This window comes from Streptomyces sp. 2P-4, from assembly GCF_030167965.1.
GTDB classification, from domain to species: domain Bacteria; phylum Actinomycetota; class Actinomycetes; order Streptomycetales; family Streptomycetaceae; genus Streptomyces; species Streptomyces globosus_A.
Map to the genome: position 1 here is coordinate 4,855,356 of NZ_CP095011.1, position 19,779 is coordinate 4,875,134.

16 protein-coding genes are annotated in these 19,779 nt (G+C 73.1%); 6 read left to right on the forward strand and 10 right to left on the reverse strand.

Translation table 11 applies throughout. From position 1 onward, the window contains the following. Positions 1-38: 38 nt before the first annotated feature. The 3 genes from MUK52_RS21435 to MUK52_RS21445 form a co-directional block, all read right to left on the reverse strand. Positions 39-812 carry a VC0807 family protein gene (locus MUK52_RS21435; RefSeq protein ID WP_342777136.1) on the reverse strand — a complete coding sequence of 258 codons (774 nt, stop codon included), beginning with the start codon at positions 810-812 and terminating at the stop codon, positions 39-41. Between the two features lie 73 nt (positions 813-885). Next, positions 886-1,479 (reverse strand): TetR/AcrR family transcriptional regulator, encoded by a 594-nt coding sequence (locus MUK52_RS21440; protein WP_114057482.1) that lies wholly within the window; start codon positions 1,477-1,479, stop codon positions 886-888. Between the two features lie 21 nt (positions 1,480-1,500). Then, entirely contained in the window at positions 1,501-2,553 is a 1,053-nt protein-coding gene (locus tag MUK52_RS21445) for an aldo/keto reductase (RefSeq protein ID WP_284581746.1), read from the reverse strand. A 119-nt stretch (positions 2,554-2,672) separates the two neighbouring features. On the opposite strand from MUK52_RS21445, the gene dusB reads away from it, so the two are divergent. The 4 genes from dusB to MUK52_RS21465 all read left to right on the forward strand — a co-directional run bounded on the left by dusB (position 2,673) and on the right by MUK52_RS21465 (position 9,087). Beyond that, a complete protein-coding gene (gene dusB, locus MUK52_RS21450; protein WP_284579218.1) occupies positions 2,673-3,815 on the forward strand; it encodes a tRNA dihydrouridine synthase DusB in 1,143 nt (380 codons plus the stop codon). Between the two features lie 376 nt (positions 3,816-4,191). Next, positions 4,192-6,900, forward strand: a complete 2,709-nt coding sequence (gene ppdK / locus MUK52_RS21455; RefSeq protein ID WP_114057480.1) for a pyruvate, phosphate dikinase — start codon at positions 4,192-4,194, stop codon at positions 6,898-6,900. A 390-nt stretch (positions 6,901-7,290) separates the two neighbouring features. Then, entirely contained in the window at positions 7,291-8,349 is a 1,059-nt protein-coding gene (locus MUK52_RS21460; RefSeq protein WP_114057479.1) for an ArsR/SmtB family transcription factor, read from the forward strand. Between the two features lie 330 nt (positions 8,350-8,679). After that, entirely contained in the window at positions 8,680-9,087 is a 408-nt protein-coding gene (locus MUK52_RS21465; RefSeq protein ID WP_284579221.1) for a VOC family protein, read from the forward strand. Between the two features lie 27 nt (positions 9,088-9,114). Here MUK52_RS21465 and nirD read toward each other — a convergent pair whose 3' ends face one another. The 3 genes from nirD to MUK52_RS21480 are packed head-to-tail and all read right to left on the reverse strand — an operon-like array spanning position 9,115 to position 13,366. After that, the gene (gene nirD, locus MUK52_RS21470) at positions 9,115-9,462 is read right to left on the reverse strand and encodes a nitrite reductase small subunit NirD (protein WP_114057477.1); all 348 of its coding nucleotides are present in this window, start codon (positions 9,460-9,462) and stop codon (positions 9,115-9,117) included. Further along, complete coding sequence (nirB, locus tag MUK52_RS21475; protein WP_284579224.1) at positions 9,459-12,008, reverse strand: nitrite reductase large subunit NirB; 2,550 nt, start codon at positions 12,006-12,008, stop codon at positions 9,459-9,461. Before nirB ends, nirD begins: the two co-directional genes overlap by 4 nt. A gap of 2 nt (positions 12,009-12,010) precedes the next feature. Next, positions 12,011-13,366, reverse strand: a complete 1,356-nt coding sequence (locus MUK52_RS21480) for an NAD(P)/FAD-dependent oxidoreductase (protein WP_114057475.1) — start codon at positions 13,364-13,366, stop codon at positions 12,011-12,013. Positions 13,367-13,557: 191 nt separating this feature from the next. Here MUK52_RS21480 and MUK52_RS21485 point away from each other — a divergent pair, with 191 nt between their 5' ends. Beyond that, the gene (locus MUK52_RS21485; RefSeq protein WP_114057474.1) at positions 13,558-14,334 is read left to right on the forward strand and encodes a sulfite exporter TauE/SafE family protein; all 777 of its coding nucleotides are present in this window, start codon (positions 13,558-13,560) and stop codon (positions 14,332-14,334) included. A 72-nt stretch (positions 14,335-14,406) separates the two neighbouring features. Here MUK52_RS21485 and MUK52_RS21490 read toward each other — a convergent pair whose 3' ends face one another. Then, positions 14,407-15,033 carry a class F sortase gene (locus MUK52_RS21490; RefSeq protein ID WP_114057473.1) on the reverse strand — a complete coding sequence of 209 codons (627 nt, stop codon included), beginning with the start codon at positions 15,031-15,033 and terminating at the stop codon, positions 14,407-14,409. A 140-nt stretch (positions 15,034-15,173) separates the two neighbouring features. Next, a complete protein-coding gene (locus MUK52_RS21495) occupies positions 15,174-15,692 on the reverse strand; it encodes a GVDTG sorting domain-containing protein (protein ID WP_114057472.1) in 519 nt (172 codons plus the stop codon). Positions 15,693-16,074: 382 nt separating this feature from the next. Between MUK52_RS21495 and MUK52_RS21500 the strand changes: the two genes are divergently transcribed. Beyond that, positions 16,075-16,479: a gamma-glutamylcyclotransferase family protein gene (locus MUK52_RS21500; protein ID WP_284581747.1), complete on the forward strand. Its 405-nt coding sequence runs from the start codon at positions 16,075-16,077 to the stop codon at positions 16,477-16,479. A 9-nt stretch (positions 16,480-16,488) separates the two neighbouring features. Here the strand turns inward: MUK52_RS21500 and dnaG are convergent, their stop codons facing one another. Next, positions 16,489-18,405, reverse strand: coding sequence for a DNA primase (gene dnaG, locus MUK52_RS21505; RefSeq protein WP_284579230.1), 1,917 nt, complete (start codon positions 18,403-18,405; stop codon positions 16,489-16,491). Between the two features lie 33 nt (positions 18,406-18,438). Next, positions 18,439-19,713 (reverse strand): NAD(P)/FAD-dependent oxidoreductase, encoded by a 1,275-nt coding sequence (locus tag MUK52_RS21510; protein WP_114057470.1) that lies wholly within the window; start codon positions 19,711-19,713, stop codon positions 18,439-18,441. Positions 19,714-19,779 lie beyond the last annotated feature (66 nt).

Here is a 19,779-nt window from a genome sequence, read left to right on the forward strand (position 1 = left end):
CGCATGCCGCGCACCGGGCCACCGCCTTCTTCGCGGGGTCAGGCCGCGGCCGCCCCGGCCTCGGCTGCTGCTGCGGCGGCGCGGCGCTCGCCCTCGGCCTTGGACTTCTTTCCGTAGTACACGGTCCAGAGGGCCAGGCCGGCGAGCACGCCGTAGATCATGATCGGGCTGACGGCCACCATCGTGTCGGTGTCCAGCACGTAGGCCAGGGCGACGCGTACGCCCGCCTCCAGGAGGTAGCCCACGCCCCACACCGCGGTCATCACGGTCATCGAGCGGCGGAACCCCGGGTACTGCCACAGGCCGTTCCACCAGGCCGTGCTCTCCGGTGTGCCGTCGGTGGCGAACTTGCGGCCGAAGTAGAAGATCAGCGGCCGCGGCGCGAGCAGGGTGGCCAGGCAGAGCAGCCCGAACAGTCCGGTGACGCAGGAGTCCTTCACGAGCAGCGTGCGGGCGGAGTTGGCGCCGACCAGCGACACCGCGGCCGTGATGGCGAGGAACGCCAGTGTCACCATGGCGAATTCGTCGAGCTTGCGGCGCCAGGCGAGGACGACGATGTTGTCGACCACGGGCCAGGCGCTGCTGACCAGCAGGGAGCCGGCCTCGCTCCAGCCGTGGTCCTGCAGCTGGTGGTAGGTGATGATCGGAGCGACCACGTTAAGGGCGATCGTCAGGATCCAGCCGGTCGCGGCGGCGCCGCCGGAGCGCGCCGGAGGCGTCGGCCGTTCTGCCTGAGATGGGTGCGTGGACAAGGTTTCCCCCGGGACATGCCTGATGACGTACGGGAGAAACCGTATGTTTTGACTGGTCACGAACAGGCATGAGATGCACCAAAAGATCATCAAGCCGTGTGGAGTGGTGCATTCCGGCCATATCGGGGTTGTGTCAGGCGCGCAGGCCGCGGACCACCAGGGACGTGACCGCCTCGAACTCGCGGCTGATCGTCGGGGAGGTCCACTCGGCCGCGTACTGCGGGTCGTGAAAGCGCCCGGTCGCGTCGAACACGGCGCGGGCCGCGGCCGGCACGTCCGGCACGTCGAGCGTGCCCGCCTCCACGCCCTCGGCGATGATCCGCCCCAACTGCTCGACCAGCTCGGCCAGGTGCGCCTCCACGACCCCGCTGTTCTCGGCGAGCAGCACCGTGTACGTCGCGAACAGCTCCGGGTCGTCGCCCGCCTTGTGGCGCTTGGCGTCGAACAGCGCCTCCAGCCACGCCTCCAGCTTGGAGGGGGCGCTCTCCGCGCCATCCGAGGCGATCTCCTCCAGGCGCCCGACCGTTTTGCCGAGCCAGCGCTCGGTCACCGCCTCGCGCAGGGCGGCCTTGGACGGGAAGTGCCGGTACACGCTGCCGTGGCTGACGCCCAGGGCCCGCGCCACGTCGACCACGGTCGCCTTGGCCGGGCCGTAGCGGCGCAGCACCTCCTCGGTGGTCTCCAGGATGCGCTCGGGGGTCAGGGGCTCGGCGGCAGCGGGTGACATGGGTACGACCGTACCGCCGAGTCAGTGCTCGCTGTCCAGGTGGGCCATCTGCGCGGCCGGGTAGCGCTCGCCGGCTGCGGCTCCGGCCGGGACCGCCTCCTCGACGGCCGCGAGGTCGGCCGCCGACAGCACCACCTCCATGGCACCCAGTGCCTCGGCGAGCCGGTCGCGGCGGCGGGCTCCCACCAGCGGCACGATGTCCCCGCCGCGGGAGAGCACCCAGGCGATGGCGGTCTGGGCCACGCTGACGCCCTTGCCGTCGGCCACCGTGCGCAGGGCCTCGACGAGGGCGAGGTTGCGGTCGAGGTTCTCGCCCTGGAAGCGGGGGCTCATCCCGCGGAAGTCGCCCGGGGCCAGTTCCCGGTCGCGCGTGAAGTGCCCGCTGATCAGGCCGCGGGAGAGGACCCCGTACGCCGTGACGCCTATGCCGAGCTCCCGCGCGGTCGGCAGGATCTCCCGCTCGATGCCGCGGGATATCAGCGAGTACTCGATCTGGAGGTCCGCGATCGGAGCCACGGCAGCGGCTCGGCGCAGGGTGTCCGCTCCGACCTCCGACAGGCCGATGTGCCGCACGTGCCCCGCTTCGACGGCTTCGGCGATGGCGCCGACCGTCTCCTCGATCGGCACCGCCGGGTCGACGCGGGCGATCCGGTAGATGTCGATGTGGTCCCGGCCCAGCCGCTGCAGCGAGTAGGCCAGGAAGTTCCGCACCGCCTCGGGGCGGCCGTCGTACCCGGTGAAGCCGCCCTCGACTGTGCGCAGCGCGCCGAACTTCACACTGGTCAGCGCTCGCTCCCGCGCGGCCGCGGGGGCGGTGCGCAGGGCTTCGCCGATCAGCAGCTCGTTGTGGCCCATGCCGTAGAAGTCGCCCGTGTCGAGCAGGGTCACGCCCGCGTCGAGCGCGGCGTGGATCGTCGCCAGCGACTCGCCGCGGTCGGCCTCCCCGTACAGCGCGGACATGCCCATGCAGCCCAGCCCCAGCGGGAAGACGGCGGGCCCGGTCGAGCCGAGGGACCGCACGGGCCCGCCGGGGGCCCCGGCGGCGGCCGCCGCAGCGGCCGGGGTGGTCGTCATGGTCGCGGAAGTGCTCTCGTTCGTCGTCATGCCAACGAGAATGGCATGACGGGTGACAGATTTCAATATCTGTCACCCGTATCGGCGACGGAGGGGCCGGCTGGGCGACAATGGGGGGTATGACCACGCTCCCCCCGCCCCTCGCGATCGGCCCGCACACCGTGCAGCCCCCCGTGGTGCTCGCGCCCATGGCCGGCATCACCAACGCCCCGTTCCGCACGCTCTGCCGCGAGTTCAGCGGTGGCAAGGGGCTGTTCGTGAGCGAGATGATCACCACGCGGGCGCTGGTCGAGCGCAACGACAAGACCATGCAGCTGATCCGGTTCGACGAGTCCGAGAAGCCCCGGTCGATCCAGCTGTACGGGGTCGACCCCGCCACGGTCGGCAAGGCGGTCCGCATGATCGTCGAGGAGGACCGCGCCGACCACATCGACCTGAACTTCGGCTGCCCCGTTCCCAAGGTCACGCGCAAGGGCGGCGGCTCCGCCCTGCCCTACAAGCGGAACCTGCTGCGCGCCATCCTCCGGGAGGCGGTCGCGGGCGCCGGCGACACGCCGGTCACCATGAAGATGCGCAAGGGCATCGACGACGACCACCTCACCTACCTCGACGCCGGCCGGATCGCCGTGGAGGAGGGCGTCACCGCCATCGCCCTGCACGGCCGCACCACCGCCCAGCACTACGGCGGCACCGCCGACTGGGAGGCCATCGCCCGGCTGAAGGAGCACGCCCCGGAGATCCCCGTCCTCGGCAACGGCGACATCTGGTGCGCCGAGGACGCGCTGCGCATGGTGCGCGAGACCGGCTGCGACGGTGTGGTCGTCGGGCGCGGCTGCCTGGGCCGCCCGTGGCTGTTCAACGACCTCGTCGCGGCCTTCGAGGGGCGCCCCGAGGACTTCCACCGGCCCTCGCTGCGCGAGGTCGCGGGGACCATGGTCCGGCACGCCCGGCTGCTGGGGGAGTGGATCGGCGACGAGTCCCGCGGGGTGATCGACTTCCGTAAGCACGTGGCCTGGTACCTGAAGGGCTTCTCGGTCGGATCCGAGATGCGCCAGAAGCTCGCCGTCGCCTCGTCCCTGGCGGAACTCGATGCTCATCTGAGCGAGCTCGACCTGGACCAGCCGTGGCCGGAGGGTGCGGACGGCCCGCGGGGCCGCACGTCCGGAAACAACCGGGTTGTCCTCCCCGACGGCTGGCTGAAGGACCCGTACGACTGTGCCGGTGTGACCGAGGACGCCGAACTGGACACGTCCGGAGGGTGAGAACCAGCTGACAAACTATGCCGTCGGCGGCGTGACATACGCCACGCATGGGTGGGGTTGCGCTCACATGAGCGCAAGAATCACGGCTAAGACTTCCAAAGGGTGGCACTGGGTGCCACCCTTTGTTTGTTCAACTCTTGAACGCAAATGTATCGATGATCGCTCATCCGAGCGCAAACACGCCTCAGTGGCCCCCCTCCCCTTCGGGAGGTGAACGCTCTTCGTATGTTCGGGCTACCCATCGGTTACTTTCGATCTGGTGGCGAGCGGGTGGTTACAGGCTCATGACGGCCAAGTGGACGTACCCAGAAGCCTTCGATCTGGGTATGTTCCTCGCCGTCAGGGCAGCCACCGAGTCCTCGAGGAGTCGAGACCCGTGTCGGAAAACAAGAACCAGAAGTTCGTCTACGACTTCACCGAGGGGAACCGCGACCTCAAGGACCTTCTCGGCGGCAAGGGAGCCAACCTCGCCGAGATGACCAACCTGGGTCTTCCGGTCCCTCCCGGCTTCACCATCACGACCGAGGCCTGCAAGGTCTACCTCGAGAGCGGCGCGGCCCCGGCCGAGCTCCGCGACGAGGTGAGCGCCCACCTGGCCGCCCTCGAGGCCAAGATGGGCAAGAAGCTCGGCCAGTCCGACGACCCGCTGCTGGTCTCCGTCCGCTCCGGCGCCAAGTTCTCCATGCCCGGCATGATGGACACGGTCCTCAACATCGGCCTCTCCGACGCCTCCGTCGTGGGCCTGGCCGCCCAGGCCGACAACGAGCGCTTCGCGTGGGACTCCTACCGCCGCCTCATCCAGATGTTCGGCAAGACCGTCCTCGGCGTCGAGGGCGAGCTCTTCGAGGAGGCGCTCGACGCCGCCAAGGAGGCCAAGAAGGTCACCGTCGACACCGACCTCGACGCCGCCGACCTGAAGAAGCTCGTCACGGTCTTCAAGAAGATCGTCGCGAAGGAGGCCGGCCGCGAGTTCCCGCAGGACGCCCGCGAGCAGCTCGACCTCGCCGTCGAGGCGGTCTTCAACTCCTGGAACACCGACCGCGCCAAGCTCTACCGCCGCCAGGAGCGCATCCCGGGCGACCTCGGCACCGCCGTCAACGTCTGCTCGATGGTCTTCGGCAACCTCGGCCCCGACTCCGGCACCGGCGTCGCCTTCACCCGCGACCCGGCCAGCGGCCACCAGGGCGTCTACGGCGACTACCTCCAGAACGCGCAGGGCGAGGACGTCGTCGCGGGCATCCGCAACACTGTCCCCCTCTCCGACCTGGAGCAGCTGGACAAGAAGTCCTACGACCAGCTGATGCAGATCATGGAGACGCTGGAGACCCACTACAAGGACCTCTGCGACATCGAGTTCACGATCGAGCGCGGCCAGCTGTGGATGCTCCAGACCCGTGTCGGCAAGCGCACCGCCGGCGCCGCCTTCCGCATCGCCACGCAGCTCGTCGACCAGGGCCTGATCGACGAGGCCGAGGCCCTCCAGCGCGTCAACGGCGCCCAGCTCGCGCAGCTGATGTTCCCGCGCTTCGACGAGAACGCGAAGACCGAGCTCCTCGGCCGTGGCATCGCCGCCTCCCCGGGCGCCGCCGTCGGCAAGGCCGTCTTCGACTCCTACACGGCCGTCAAGTGGTCCCGCTCCGGCGAGAAGGTCATCCTGATCCGCCGCGAGACCAACCCCGACGACCTCGACGGCATGATCGCCTCCGAGGGCATCCTCACCTCGCGCGGCGGCAAGACCTCGCACGCCGCCGTCGTCGCCCGCGGCATGGGCAAGACCTGCGTCTGCGGCGCCGAGGAGCTCGACGTCGACACCAAGCGCCGCCGCATGACCGTCGGCGACCGGGTCATCGAGGAGGGCGACGTCGTCTCCATCGACGGCTCCACCGGCAAGGTGTACCTCGGCGAGGTGCCCGTCGTGCCGTCGCCGGTCGTCGAGTACTTCGAGGGCCGCATGCACGCCGGCGCCGACGACGCCGACGAGCTCGTCCAGGCCGTCCACCGGATCATGGCCTACGCCGACCGCGTGCGCCGCCTGCGCGTCCGCGCCAACGCCGACAACGCCGAAGACGCGCTGCGCGCCCGCCGCTTCGGCGCCCAGGGCATCGGCCTGTGCCGCACCGAGCACATGTTCCTCGGCGAGCGCCGCGAGATGGTCGAGCGCCTGATCCTCGCGGACACCGAGGGCGAGCGCGAGGCCGCCCTCGCCGAGCTCCTGCCGCTCCAGAAGAAGGACTTCATCGAGCTGTTCGAGGCGATGGACGGCCTGCCCGTCACCGTCCGCCTGCTCGACCCGCCGCTGCACGAGTTCCTGCCCGACATCACCGAGCTGTCGGTGCGCGTCGCCCTCGCCGAGGCCCGCAAGGACCACAACGAGAACGACCTGCGCCTGCTCCAGGCCGTCCACAAGCTGCACGAGCAGAACCCGATGCTGGGCCTGCGCGGCGTCCGCCTCGGCCTGGTCATCCCCGGCCTCTTCGCCATGCAGGTACGGGCGATCGCCGAGGCCGCGGCCGTACGCAAGGACGCCAAGGGCGACCCGCGCGCCGAGATCATGATCCCGCTCGTGGGCACCGTCCAGGAGCTGGAGATCGTCCGCGAGGAGGCCGACGCGATCATCGCCGAGGTCGAGGCCGCCACCGGCACCAGCCTCAAGCTGACCATCGGCACGATGATCGAGCTGCCCCGCGCCGCGCTGACCGCCGCCCAGATCGCCGAGGCCGCGCAGTTCTTCTCCTTCGGCACGAACGACCTGACCCAGACCGTGTGGGGCTTCTCCCGCGACGACGTCGAGGCCAGCTTCTTCACCGCCTACCTGGAGAAGGGCATCTTCGGTGTCTCGCCCTTCGAGACCATCGACAAGGACGGCGTCGGCTCCCTGGTCCGCAGCGCCGTCGAGGCCGGCCGGGCCACCCGCCCCGACCTGAAGCTCGGCGTCTGCGGCGAGCACGGCGGCGACCCGGAGTCGGTCCACTTCTTCCACGAGGTCGGCCTGGACTACGTCTCCTGCTCGCCGTTCCGGATTCCGGTGGCGCGCCTGGAGGCCGGCCGCGCGGCCGCCGAGTCCGCCGGCAGCGACAGCCGCTGACCCGCCCGGCCCCCCAAGGGCCGCCCGAAACCGTCCGCCTGCCCCCGGGTTCCCTGACGCCCGAGGGCAGGCGGGCATTTCTTTTGCCGTTCAACAAATCCATACGCCAGCAGGCGGTGGACGGATCCCCACCCGTCCACCGCCTGCCGGCAATCCGCCAGGCACGTCGGCGCTTCCCGGTGCGACCGACCGCCAGGCCCCGCAAAGCCCCCCACGGCCTTCACGGAGCGTTTCGGTCGCGCCGGAGTGTGCCTGGCGGAGTACAGCATTTCGGTTGTCACGCCCTCGCCGAAAGGGGTTTCAACTGTGGCCGAAAGGGCGTGGTGACGTCGTGTGACGGCGTGCATACTCATGGGGCGGGGGGATTGCGGTTGCACAGGTGGGGGTTCGGTGCTGCGTATCCATTTCACTGGAGTGGACCTGGCACGCGTACGGATGGCAGGGCGTCCCGATGCGTTGTGGGAAACGATTCTGAGTTTTCACCGCTTAAGAGACCGGCGTGATGCACGTCTCTTCGGTGATTGGCGTACGGAAACCCGCAGCAGGTTGAATAGTGAAACACGCTTGCTCGGCGCGCTCATACCGAGCCGCGGCTATTTCCCGGATTTCCTGACGCCCGCCGAGGGGCAGTACGGCTGGGACGTGGGCCTCGACGCGCTGCGCGGCCTGGAGCCCGAGCGGATCCGGCGGGAGCTGGCCCTGCTCGGCACCGGCGCGCGTGTGGGAGCCGCCTTCGGCATGCCGCCGGGCGCCGGCGCCTCCGGCGGTGCCGACGGCGCCGTGCCGCGGCGGCTGCGGGAGCTCATGGACGACACCGAGGCGCACCTGCCGCGGCTCCTCGCCGAGCTGCGCGGCTACCACCGCGCGGCCGTGGCCCCGTACTGGACCCACATCCAGGCCCAGATCGAGGCCGAGCGGGCCGCACGGGGCCGCGCCCTGCTCGACGGCGGCGCGGACGAGCTGCTCGCCTCCCTGCCGCCGATGCTGCGCTGGAGGGCGCCCGTCCTGGAGTGCGACTACCCCGTCGACCGCGACGTGCGGCTGTGCGGGCGCGGGCTGCTGCTCCAGCCGTCGTTCTTCTGCCGGCGCACCGCTGTCACGCTGCACGACCCGGAGCTGCCGCCCGTGCTGGTCTACCCGGCCGCGGCGCAGCTCGTCTCGGCGGCCGCCGGAAGCGAATCGATTCGCCCCCTGGAGGAGCAGCGCCAGCGCACCCTCGGCAAACTCGTCGGGCACACGCGTTCCGTCGTCCTCCGCGCCATCGGCGACGGGGCGACCACCAGCGAACTCGCCCGACGGGCCGGTGTTTCCCTTGCTTCGGCGAGCCAGCACGCGTGCGTCATGCGGGAGGCCGGGCTGGTCACCACGCTGCGCCGCGGAAATGCCGTGCTGCACACGGTGACGCCGCTCGGGGCCGCCCTCCTCAAGGGCGGCGCGGTCGCCTCTTAGCGGGCGCGAGTGCCCGGCCCCCGGACCGCCGCGGTCCGGGGCGGTGCGCCGTACGGGCCCCCGGGCACCGATTTCCGCGGAGCGGCGTTCGGATACCGGCGCGGGGCCGGTCCTGTGAGGGCGATTTCCGGACACTCGGGCCGTCGGCCCCGCAGTGCCCCCGCGCCGGGGCGGGGCCGCCTTCCGGCAGCGCTGCGTGACCGGCCCGCCCCCGCCCGCGGGCGGCTCGAAAAAAGTTCCGCGGGGAGCGATGAGTTCCCCGCGGCCCCCCGGTCTCCCTTTCGACGGCGCCGGACAGGCCGCGCGCCGCACGAGGGAAGAGGAACCGCGATGCCCGCCACCATGATCTTCGTGAACCTGCCGGTCAAGGACCTCGAGGCGGCCAAGGCGTTCTGGGAGAAGGTCGGCTACACCTGCAACCCGCAGTTCAGCGACGACCGCGGCGCCTGCCTGGTGATCAGCGACACGATCTACGCCATGCTGCTGACCGAGGCCCGCTTCAAGGAGTTCACCCACAAGTCGATCGCGGACACCGCCACCAGCACCGAGGCGCTGCTCTGCCTGAGCGCCGACAGCCGCGACGAGGTCGACGCCCTCGTCGGGGCCGCCCTCGCCGCGGGGGCCTCCGAGCCGCGGCCCGCGCAGGACCACGGCTTCATGTACGGCCGGGCCTTCGAGGACCTCGACGGCCACACCTGGGAGATCGTGTGGATGGACCCGGCCGCCGTCCGGGGATGAGCCGGCCGGCCGCCCCGGCGGCGGCCCTCAGGCGACGGCGGTGGAGGTGGCGGCGGTCCGCACCGGGTAGGTCCGGACCGCCACCTCCTCGTCGTCCAGGCACCGGCCCGTCTCCAGGTCGAAGCGCTGCTTGAGCAGCGGCGACGCCACGAACGGCCTGCCCTCCACGCAGCCGACCAGCCCCCGGGAGAGCACTGACGCCCCCGTGAACGGGTCCCGGTTGTCGACGGCGTACGTCCACCCCGAGCGGCCGAGGAACACCGCGGCCTGGCCCCCGTCCGGCAGCAGCACCGCCACCCCCCGCCCGGGCGTCATCTCGGACAGCTCGCACACCGTCAGCCAGCCCTCGTCCACCTTGAGTTCCACGGTCATCATCGGGTGCCTCCCACAACTTCCAGCGGCAGCTGCCGGTCCAGTACGGCCAGGTCGGGCTTGACCTGGTCGCGCTCGGGCACGAACCGGACCGTGGGGTCCGGGGCGCCGGGCGCGTTGACGAACGAGACGAACCGGCGCAGCCGCTCGGGGTCCTCCAGCGTCTCGGCCCATTCGTCGCGGTAGTTCGAGACGTGGTCGGCCATCAGCGCCTCCAGTTCGGCGCACAGGCCGAGCGAGTCGTGGACCACCACGTCCCGCAGGTGGTCCAGGCCGCCCTCCAGCCGGTCCAGCCAGGCCGAGGTGCGCTCCAGCCGGTCGGCGGTGCGGATGTAGAACATCAGGAACCGGTCGATGAGCCGCACCAGTTCGGCGTCCGAGAGGTCCTGGGCGAGGAGGTCGGCGTGGCGCGGCGTGGCCCCGCCGTTCCCGCCGACGTACAGGTTCCAGCCGTTCGCCGTCGCGATCACCCCGAAGTCCTTGCTCTGCGCCTCCGCGCACTCGCGGGCGCACCCGGACACCGCCGACTTCAGCTTGTGGGGCGCGCGCAGGCCCCGGTAGCGCAGCTCCAGGTCGATCGCCATCCGCACGCTGTCCTGGACCCCGTAGCGGCACCACGTCTGCCCCACGCAGGACTTCACGGTCCGCAGCGCCTTGCCGTACGCGTGCCCGGACTCGAAGCCGGCGTCCACCAGCCGCGCCCAGATCCGCGGCAGCTGGTCCACGCTCGCCCCGAACAGGTCGATCCGCTGCCCGCCGGTGATCTTCGTGTACAGCCCGAACTCCCGCGCGACCTCGCCGATCACGATGAGCTTCTCCGGGCTGATCTCCCCGCCCGGGATGCGCGGCACGACCGAGTAGGAGCCGTTGCGCTGGAGGTTCGCGAGGAAGTGGTCGTTGGTGTCCTGCAGGGCGGCCTGCTCGCCGTCCAAAACGTACCCGCTGGCGCCGAGCGTCGGCGCGAGGGACGCGATGATCGAGCCGACGGCCGGCTTGCAGACGTCGCAGCCGTCGCTGCCGCGCGCCGAGTCCCGGCCGTGCCCGTCGAGGAGCTGCTCGTACGTGGTCAGCCGCCGGGTCCGGACGATCTCGTACAGCTCGGCGCGGGTGAAGGGGAAGCAGCCGCACAGCCCCTTGTCCGTGGAGGCGGGCAGCAGCTGGCCGATGACCTTGACGCAGCTGCCGCAGCCGGTGCCGGCCTTGGTGCACTTCTTGACCTCGGGGAGGGTGGTGCAGGCGGTGATCTCCTTCTTCGTGACGTTGTGGCAGGAGCAGATCACCGCGGAGTCGGGCAGCGCGGAGGGGCCCAGCTGCGTCGCAGGCCCGAGGCCCGCGGGCAGGACCAGCTGGTCGGGGCTGACGGGCGGCACGCTGCCGGTCAGCGGGCGCAGCAGGCCGTAGGAGTCGGCGTCGCCGACGAGGACGCCGCCGAGCAGGACCCCGTCGGGGGAGACGACGAGCTTCTTGTAGACGCCGGAGCGGGAGTCGGAGTAGACGACGTCGAGGCAGTCGGCGGTCGTGCCGTGGGCGTCGCCGAAGGAGGCCACGTCCACGCCGAGGAGCTTGAGCTTGGTCGACAGGTCGGCGCCGGTGAACTCCTTGTCGCGGCCCAGCAGGTCCTCGGCGGCGGTCTCGGCCATCTCGTAGCCGGGGGCGACCAGCCCGTACACGCGGCCGTCGGAGGCCAGCGCGCACTCGCCGATGGCGTACACGTGCGGGTCGGAGGTGCGGCAGCGGGCGTCCACGGCGATGCCGCCGCGCTCGCCGACGGACAGGCCCGCCTCGCGCGCCAGCTGGTCGCGGGGCCGGACGCCCGCGGAGAAGACGACGAGCTCGGTGTCGACCGTGGAGCCGTCGGACAGGAGCATGCCCCGCACGTGCCCGTCCGGCCCGGTGAGGACCTCCTGCGTGCCGACGCCCGTGTGGACCGCCAGGCCCATCCCCTCGATGGTGCGCAGCAGGGCCGCACCGCCGCCCTCGTCGACCTGGACCGGCATCAGGCGCGGCGCGAACTCCACGATGCGGGAGGACAGCCCGAGGCCCTGGAGGGCGCCGGCCGCCTCCAGGCCGAGCAGCCCGCCACCGACGACGGCGCCGGTGGTGCGGGTCTTGGCGTACTCCTCGATCGCGAGGAGGTCCTCGACGGTGCGGTACACGAAGCAGCCGGGCGCGTCCTTGCCGGGCACGGGCGGCACGAACGGATAGCTGCCGGTCGCCAGGACGAGCACGTCGTACGGGATCACGCTCCCGGACCGCGAGGTGACGGTACGGGCCTTGCGGTCGATGCTCTCGGCGGGGTCGCCGAGCCGCAGGTCGATGCCGTGCTGCTCCATGAACCCGGCGGGCGTCATGGACAGCTCCTCCGGGGTCGTGCCGGAGAAGTACGAGGTGAGGTGCACGCGGTCGTACGCCGGCCGGGGCTCCTCGCACAGCACGGTGATCCGGTGCGTGGCGGTGGCCCCGCGCTCGGCGAGTGCCTCCAGGTAGCGCTGGCCGACCATGCCGTGGCCGATGAGCACGATGGCGGGGGTGGGCGTGGGTGCGGCCATGATCAGGAGCCTCCGTCGTCGGTGATCAGGTGGAACAGGTCGGTCAGGGCCTCCTCGTCCTCCCAGCTGCGGGCCAGTGCCGCGACGCTGGAGAGTTCGCCGAGGAGGACGCCGCCGACGAGGCGGTCGCCGCGGACGACGACCTTCCGGTAGGTGCGGCGGGTGGCGTCGGAGAGCCGGAGCACGTCGTCGCCGGGGAGCGCGTCAGTCTCGCCGAAGGCGGCGAGGTCGAGGGTGCCCCCGCCGCCCGCCGAGAGGGTGAGGCGGGTGAGGGCGCGCGTCCCGGTGTACTGCGGCGGCGCGGATGCGGGCGCGGTCGAAGGCGCGGGGCCTCCGGTGCGGGGCGGGTGGGGGCCGGGCGCGGTGCCGGCCAGGACGGCGGCGAGGGCGTCGGCCTGCTCCAGCGCCGCACCCGCGAGGCCGTACACGCGGCCGGCGTGCTCGGCGCAGTCGCCGATGGCGTGGATCGCCGGGTCGCCGGTGCGCAGCAGGTCGTCCACGACGATGCCGGTGCGGACCTCCAGGCCGGCCGCGCGGGCCAGGCCGGTGCGGGGCCGTACGCCGCAGGCCAGGACGACGACGTCGGCGTCGAGCCGGTAGCCGTCGGCGAGCTCCACGCCGGTGACCCGGCGTCGGCCGGCGGGCCCGGGCCCGGCCGCGGATCCGGCCGGGACGGGGGCGGTGGTCAGTCCGCGCACCCGGCACTCGGTGTGGATCTCGATGCCCAGGCCGGCCAGGTGGGCGTGCAGCAGCGCCGCTGCGCCCTCGTCCAGCTGGCGCTCCATCAGCCGCTCGCCCTGCTGGGCGAGGACGACCTGGGCGCCCCGCTCGGCCAGCGCGCGGGCTGCGGACACGCCGAGCAGGCCGCCGCCGATCACCACGGCGCGCACGGCCGTCCCGGCTGCCACCGCCGCCGACAGGGCGAGGCAGTCGTCCATGGTGCGGAACGCGTGCACCCCGTCGGGGAGTTCCCGGCCCGGGGCCGACGCGGCGGGCGCGCCGCCGGGGTCGAACAGGCCGCGCAGCGGCGGCAGCACCGGGTTGGAGCCGGTGGCCAGCACCAGGGTGTCGTACGGCTCCGTGCTGCCGTCGTCGCAGTGCACCGTCCGGTCGGCCCGGTCGATCCTCACCGCCCGCACCCCGCGCCGCAGTACCGCTCCGGGCTCGGGGAGCGCCGCCACCTCCGGGGCGTACCGGCCCGCCAGCACCTCGGCGAGCAGGACCCGGTTGTACGGGACGTGCGGCTCCTCGCCGAGGACGGCGACCCGCACGGCCGGGGAGCCGCCGAGCCGCTCCGCGAGCCTGAGGCCCGCGAGACCGCCGCCGATCACCACCACGCGCTGCTGTTCCGAGGTCATGGCACGAGCGTGCGGGGAGGCTGTTTCCCCGCGGCATCACGCTTGTTACCCGAACGGAACGCCTGCCTCAGCGCCGCGCCGGACCCGCCGTGAGGCCGCTCCGGGCCGCCGGAAGGCCCCCAACCTCAACCTTTGCGCAAGTTTCCGACGATCGTTGGGTGCTGCACGGACCTCGTCCCTAGGGTCTTCGTGTGCCTGACATATCAACGACCATGCTCATCGTCCTGTGTGCGGCGGCCGCCGCAGCGGGCTGGATCGACGCCGTGGTGGGAGGCGGCGGCCTGCTCCTCCTGCCGGCCCTGCTCCTCGGCCTGCCCCACGCCCACCCTGCCACCGTCCTCGGCACCAACAAGGCCGTCGCCGTCGTCGGCACGACCGGCGCCGCCGTGACGTACCTGCGCAAGGCGCCCGTGGACGTGCGGCTCGCCTTCAGGATCGGCACGGCGGCCGTCGCCGGATCCGCAGGCGGCGCCGCCCTGGCCGGCGGGATCAGCAAGGACGCCCTCCGCCCGCTGATCATGGCGGTGCTCCTCGTCGTCGGCGCGTTCGTCGCCTTCCGGCCCGCCTTCGGCACGGCCCCGTCGGCCTCCCCGGTGAGCCGGCAGCGCGTCCTGCTCGCCATCGGCCTGGCCGGGCTGGGCATCGGCTTCTACGACGGGCTCATCGGTCCCGGCACCGGCACCTTCCTCGTGCTCGCGCTGACCGCCCTGCTCCACCTCGACCTCGTCACCGCCTCCGCCACCGCGAAGATCGTCAACGTGTGCACGAACGCGGGCGCGCTCGCGATGTTCGCCTACCAGGGCATGGTGCTCTGGCAGCTGGCCGCGCTGATGGCCGTGTTCAACCTGGCCGGCAGCATGATCGGCGCCCGCATGGCGCTGAAGAAGGGCAGCGGCTTCGTCCGCGGCGTGCTCCTGAGCGTCGTCGGCGCCCTGGTGGTCAAGCTCGGCTTCGAGCAGTGGGGCTGAGGCCCGCCGCCCGCAGCGCCCCGCGCCCCGCGACCGGCGCCCGGCCAGGCGGGCGCCGGGGCGCCGACACCGTCAGTACGTGCCCGTCAGGTGCGCGAAGACGACCACGTTGCCCTCGTAGCCGGTGCGCGGCGAGAAGTCCCCGCCACAGGTGATCACCCGCAGCTCGGCGCGGGGCGACGGCCCGTACACGCGGGTGTCCGGGAAGCGGTCGGCGTCGTACACCTCGACCGCGTGGACCGTGAACACGGCGGTGCGCCCGTCGGCCCTCCGCACCTCGATCGCGGCGCCGCGCCGCAGCGCCCCCAGCCGGTAGAAGACCGCCGGGCCGGAGGCGTGGTCGACGTGGCCGACGACCACGGCCGTGCCCACCGCGCCGGGGGTCGCGCCGTCGCGGTACCAGCCCGCCAGGTCGCGCCGGGCCGGGGGCGGCACGTCGAGGCTGCCGTCGGCGCCGAGCCCGAGCCCGGTCAGCGGGGCGTCCACGCCGATGGAGGGGATCCGTACGCGGACGGGCGGGGATCCGGGCAGCGGGTCGATCCCGCCGGGGTAGCCCGGCTGCCCGCCCCCGGCCAGCGCCTCGGCGGGGGAGGGCAGCGGGGGGCCGATGCGCTCCGCGGTGCCGCTGCCGACGAGCCAGATGCCGATGCAGGCGGTGAGCGCGACGATCCCGCCGCGGCCGGCCTGGCCGGTGCCCATGGACGACCCCCTCGGCGGTCGGTGTGCACTGCGTGGGACGGGCCGTCGCCCGGCCCCGCGAACGGGGGGACCTCGCGGGGCCGGGCGGCGGGGGACGGTACCGGGTCGGGGCCGCGGCCGGGGGCCGCGGCGGGCGCCCCTCAGCCCTGCGTGCCGCTCGCCCGGCGACGCAGGAGCCAGGTACCGCCGACGGCGGCCGCGGCCAGGACGGCCGCTCCCGCCGTGATCTTGGCGGGGTCCGCGGCGGTGGTCGTGCCACCGCCGACACCCGTGCGGACGTGGCCCTGCGGGCCGCGTTCGGTGACTTCCAGATTTCCGGTGGCGTACGTGCCGTTCGCGCAGGTGGCGCCGATGGCGTACGTACCGGGGCGGGTGCCGCCGGCGACCTGGAACTGCCCGACGGCGACCTCCTCGTGCGTGCCCCGGACCAGCTTGAAACGGCCGCCGCCGACCATGGTGGCGTCGCCGTCCGCATGCCCGCCCGACCCGCAGGCGGTCGTGTTCGCGGTGACCATGGCACCCGGCGCCGCCTTCTTCGGCCACACCTCCAGCACGGCGAAGTCGCCCGGGGCGAAACCCGCCGCCCCGGCGGACTGGCAGGCGACCGCGGCGGCGGTGAGCGCGGTCGCGGTGAGCACACGGGCGGTGCGGCGTCGCATGGCGGCTCCTGGTGGCACACGGACACGGGGCGTGCTCCCGTGGTAACCCGGCCCGCGCCCCCACCGCATGCTGATGGTGCGTCAGGCCGTAGCCCGTGCGCCGGCGTCCGCGCTGGTCACGGGCCGGGGGCTGGGCCGAACGGGTGACGGGTACCGTTCGGGCGCCGTCCGGGTGACACGGAGCCGGAACCCCCGTTCCGGGCCCGGGCCGCGGTGCGTACCGTGGAGGCGGCCCGGCCGGGACCGCGCGGGCCGCCGCCGAAGACGCGGCCCGCCCGGCCACGTCCCGTCCCCGTCCGCCGCACCCGAGGGAGGCCCAGTGAGCCCGTCCGTCCGGCCCGAGGACCCGCATGCGGTCCGCCCGCCGGCCACCGCCGCCGAGCTGCCGTTCTTCGTGTACGGGACCCTGCGCCCCGGCGAGGCCAACCACGCGGTGTTCCTGCGCGGCCGCACCGCGGCCGAGGAGCCCGCCCGGCTGCCCGGCGCCGAGCTGTACGACGGCCCCGGCTACCCGTACGCCGTCCGGCACCCGGGGGCCCACGTCGTCGGCGAGCTGGTCACGGCGGCGCCGGGCGCGTACGGGGCGCTGCTGGCCGAACTGGACCGGCTGGAGGAGTACCACGGCCCCGGGCTGCCGCGGAACCTGTACGACCGGGTCCGCTGCGACGCGCTCCGCCCCGACGGCACCCGCACCGCGGCCTGGGTGTACCTGGCGGCCGCGCCGCTGGCCCGGCGGCTGCGGAAGTCGGGCAGCCGGATACCGGGCGGGGACTGGCTCAGCCGCTGAAGGCGGGCTTCACAGGCCTTCGGCGCCGCGGTTGCGCAGGCGCTGCGCGTACTGCTGGAGCACCCACAGCTCCTCCTGCACGGCCGCCAGCTGCTCCGGCGGGGCGTGCGGGCCCATGCGGGCCATGGTGCCCGTGATCTCGTGGACCCGGCGGTCGACCGCGCGCAGCCGGACCTGGACCAGCTGGACGCCGGCGTACACCTCGTCCACCGTCCTGGAGTGGATGGCCTCCACGGCGAGTTCGGTGACGAGGGCGCGGACCGTGTCGTTCGGCGCGGCATCCCGGACCCGGGCCAGGTAGCCGTCCCCGCCGGCGGAGGCGCCGCCCGCGTCCTGGACGGCCTGCCGGACCGCCGCGTACGGCGGGGCGGTGAACTCGTCCACCCCGTATGCGTCGAACGCGGGCGAGACCAGCTCCGGGCGCTGCAGGGCCAGCTTGAGCAGTTCGCGCTCGGTGCGGTGCGCGGGGCTGCGCAGGTTCAGCGCGGGCCCGCCGGCGGGCGCCGCCGGCGCGGGCACGGCCTCGTACGGGCGCCTTGGCGAGGCCGGCCTGGGGCCGGGGCCGTCGCCGTTCGGCCGGCCGCCGCGTTCGCGGGCCCAGCGCGCGAGCTGCGCGACCCGCTTCACGACGAACTGCTCGTCGCGGATGCCGAGCATGCCCGCCAGCTGGACCGCCGACTCGTGCTGGATGGCGATGTTCTTGATGTTGGCGACGACCGGGGCCGCCTCGTCGAGGGCGGCCGCCCGGCCGGCCGGGTTCTCCAGGTTGTGCCGGGAGACGATGTGCCGCAGCGCGAACTCGAACAGCGGGGTCCGCGACTCCACCAGCGACGCCACCGCCCCGTCGCCCTGCGCGAGGCGCAGGTCGCAGGGGTCCATGCCGCCGGGCGTGATCGCGATCGAGGTCTCGGCGGCGAACTTCTGGTCGTCCTCGAAGGCGCGCAGCGCGGCCTTCTGCCCGGCCGCGTCGCCGTCGAAGGTGAAGATCACCTCGGCGGTGGCGTTGTCCATCAGCAGTCGGCGCAGGATCTTGACGTGGTCGCCGCCGAACGCGGTGCCGCAGGTCGCGATCGCGGTCGTCACGCCCGCCAGGTGGCAGGCCATCACGTCGGTGTAGCCCTCGACGACGACGGCGCGCGAGGTCTTCGCGATCTCCTTCTTGGCCAGGTCGATGCCGTACAGGACCTGGGACTTCCGGTAGATCGGGGTCTCCGGCGTGTTCAGGTACTTCGGGCCGTTGTCGTCGTCGCGGAGCTTGCGCGCGCCGAAGCCGACGACCTCGCCGCTGATGTCGCGGATCGGCCACATCAGGCGGCCGCGGAAGCGGTCGATGGGCTTGCCGCTGCGGCTGTCCTGGGCGAGGCCCGAGGTGATCAGCTCGCGGTCGGTGAAGCCGCGGCCGCGCAGGAAGCGGGTCAGGTGGTCCCAGCCGGCCGGGCTGTAGCCCACGCTGAAGTGCTCGGCCGCGGCCTGGTCGAAGCCGCGCTCGGCCAGGAAGCGGCGGGCGATCTCCGCCTCCGGGCCGCCGAGCTGGTCGATGTAGAACTGGGCCGCGGCCTTGTGGGCCTCGACCAGCCGGATCCGCTCGCCGCGGCCGCTGGTGCCCGCGGTGTAGCCGCCCTCCTCGTAGCGCAGGGTGATGCCGGCCTGGGCCGCCAGCCGCTCGACCGCCTCCGAGAACGACAGGTGGTCGATCTTCATGATGAAGTCGAGGGTGTCCCCGCCCGCCTGGCAGCCGAAGCAGTGGTAGAGCCCCTTGCTCGGGCTGACCTGGAAGGACGGGGACTTCTCGTCGTGGAAGGGGCACAGGCCCTTGAGGTTGCCGCCGCCCGCGTTGCGCAGTTGGAGGTAGTCGGAGACCACGGCGTCGATCGGGACCGCGTCCCGTACCGCCTTCACGTCGTCGTCGTTGATCCGTCCTGCCACCCGTGAAGTCTACGGCGGGGCGCCGCGAATCCCTCAGGCGCCCTCGCCCGGAACCAGGGAGGCCAGCGGGACGGACGGGTCCGCCAGCGCCTCGCGGTCGACGACCGCCTTCGACCTGATCAGGGCCTGGATGTGGCCGGTGACGTCCCACACGTTGACGTTCATCCCGGCGAGCACCCGGCCCTGCGACAGCCAGAAGGCGATGAACTCGCGCCGGGCGGCGTCGCCGCGGATCAGGACCTGGTCGTAGCCGCCCACCGGGGCGTATCCGGAGTACTCCATGCCGACGTCGTACTGGTCGGAGAAGAAGTACGGCACCCTGTCGTACGAGACCTCCTGCCCCAGCATCGCCCGCGCGGCGGCCGGGCCGCCGTTGAGCGCGTTCGCCCAGTGCTCCACGCGCAGCCGGGTGCCCAGCAGGGGGTGGTGGGCGGCCGCCACGTCGCCGGCGGCGTGGATGTCCGGGTCGGAGGTGCGCAGCGAGGCGTCCACGGCGATGCCGCCGCCGTGCTCCCGGTCCACCAGCGCCAGCCCGGCGGCCTCGGCGAGCGCGGTGCGCGGCGCGGCCCCGATCGCGGCGAGCACCGCGTGCGCCGGGTGCTCCTCGCCGTCGTCGGTGCGGACGGCCAGCACCATCCCGTCCTGGCCGACGATCTCGGTGAGCCGTGCCCCGAAGTGGAAGCGGACGCCGTTCTCGGCGTGCAGGTCGCCGAAGAGCCGCCCGATCTCCGGACCGAGCACCGCGTGCAGCGGCGTCGCCAGCGGCTCCACCACGGTCACCTCGGCCCCGTAGCCGCGGGCCGCCGCCGCGACCTCCAGGCCGATCCAGCCGGCCCCCGCGATCAGCAGGTGCCCGTTGTCCCTGCCCAGGGTCGCCAGGACGCCGCGCAGCCGCTCGGCGTGGGACAGCCGGCGCAGGTGGTGCACGCCGGCCAGGCCGGTGCCGGGGATGTCGAGGCGGCGCGGCTCGGCGCCCGTGGCGAGCAGCAGCTTGTCGTAGTGCACGGCGGTGCCGTCGCCGAGGACCACCTTGCGGGCGGCCCGGTCCAGGTGCACGGCGGGCTGGCCGAGGTGCAGCTCGATGTCGGCGCGCGCGTACCAGGACGGCTCGTGGACGAAGACGCTGTCGCGCTCCTCCTTGCCCTGGAGGTAGCCCTTGGAGAGCGGGGGCCGCTCGTACGGGTGGTCGCGCTCGTCACCGATCAGGATGACCCGCCCCCTGAACCCCTCGGACCGCAGCGCCTCCGCCGCCTTGGCCCCGGCCAGTCCCGCGCCGACGATGACGAACGTCCTGTGTGCGTCGACCACCTGATGCCTCCTCATAACCTCAGCGCCACTTGCGAGCACCTGCGAGGGTCCCGCACCGAGCGGGCC

What these genes read in the sequence shown, in the direction of transcription:
- MUK52_RS21440 (WP_114057482.1), bottom strand. Translation starts at nt 1,479, where the DNA reads ATGTCACCCGCTGCCGCCGAGCCCCTGACCCCCGAGCGCATCCTGGAG.
- MUK52_RS21495 (WP_114057472.1), bottom strand. Translation starts at nt 15,692, where the DNA reads ATGCGACGCCGCACCGCCCGTGTGCTCACCGCGACCGCGCTCACCGCC.
- MUK52_RS21445 (WP_284581746.1), bottom strand. Translation starts at nt 2,553, where the DNA reads ATGACGACCACCCCGGCCGCTGCGGCGGCCGCCGCCGGGGCCCCCGGC.
- MUK52_RS21465 (WP_284579221.1), top strand. Translation starts at nt 8,680, where the DNA reads ATGCCCGCCACCATGATCTTCGTGAACCTGCCGGTCAAGGACCTCGAG.
- nirB (WP_284579224.1), bottom strand. Translation starts at nt 12,008, where the DNA reads ATGGCCGCACCCACGCCCACCCCCGCCATCGTGCTCATCGGCCACGGC.
- nirD (WP_114057477.1), bottom strand. Translation starts at nt 9,462, where the DNA reads ATGATGACCGTGGAACTCAAGGTGGACGAGGGCTGGCTGACGGTGTGC.
- MUK52_RS21490 (WP_114057473.1), bottom strand. Translation starts at nt 15,033, where the DNA reads ATGGGCACCGGCCAGGCCGGCCGCGGCGGGATCGTCGCGCTCACCGCC.
- MUK52_RS21480 (WP_114057475.1), bottom strand. Translation starts at nt 13,366, where the DNA reads ATGACCTCGGAACAGCAGCGCGTGGTGGTGATCGGCGGCGGTCTCGCG.
- dusB (WP_284579218.1), top strand. Translation starts at nt 2,673, where the DNA reads ATGACCACGCTCCCCCCGCCCCTCGCGATCGGCCCGCACACCGTGCAG.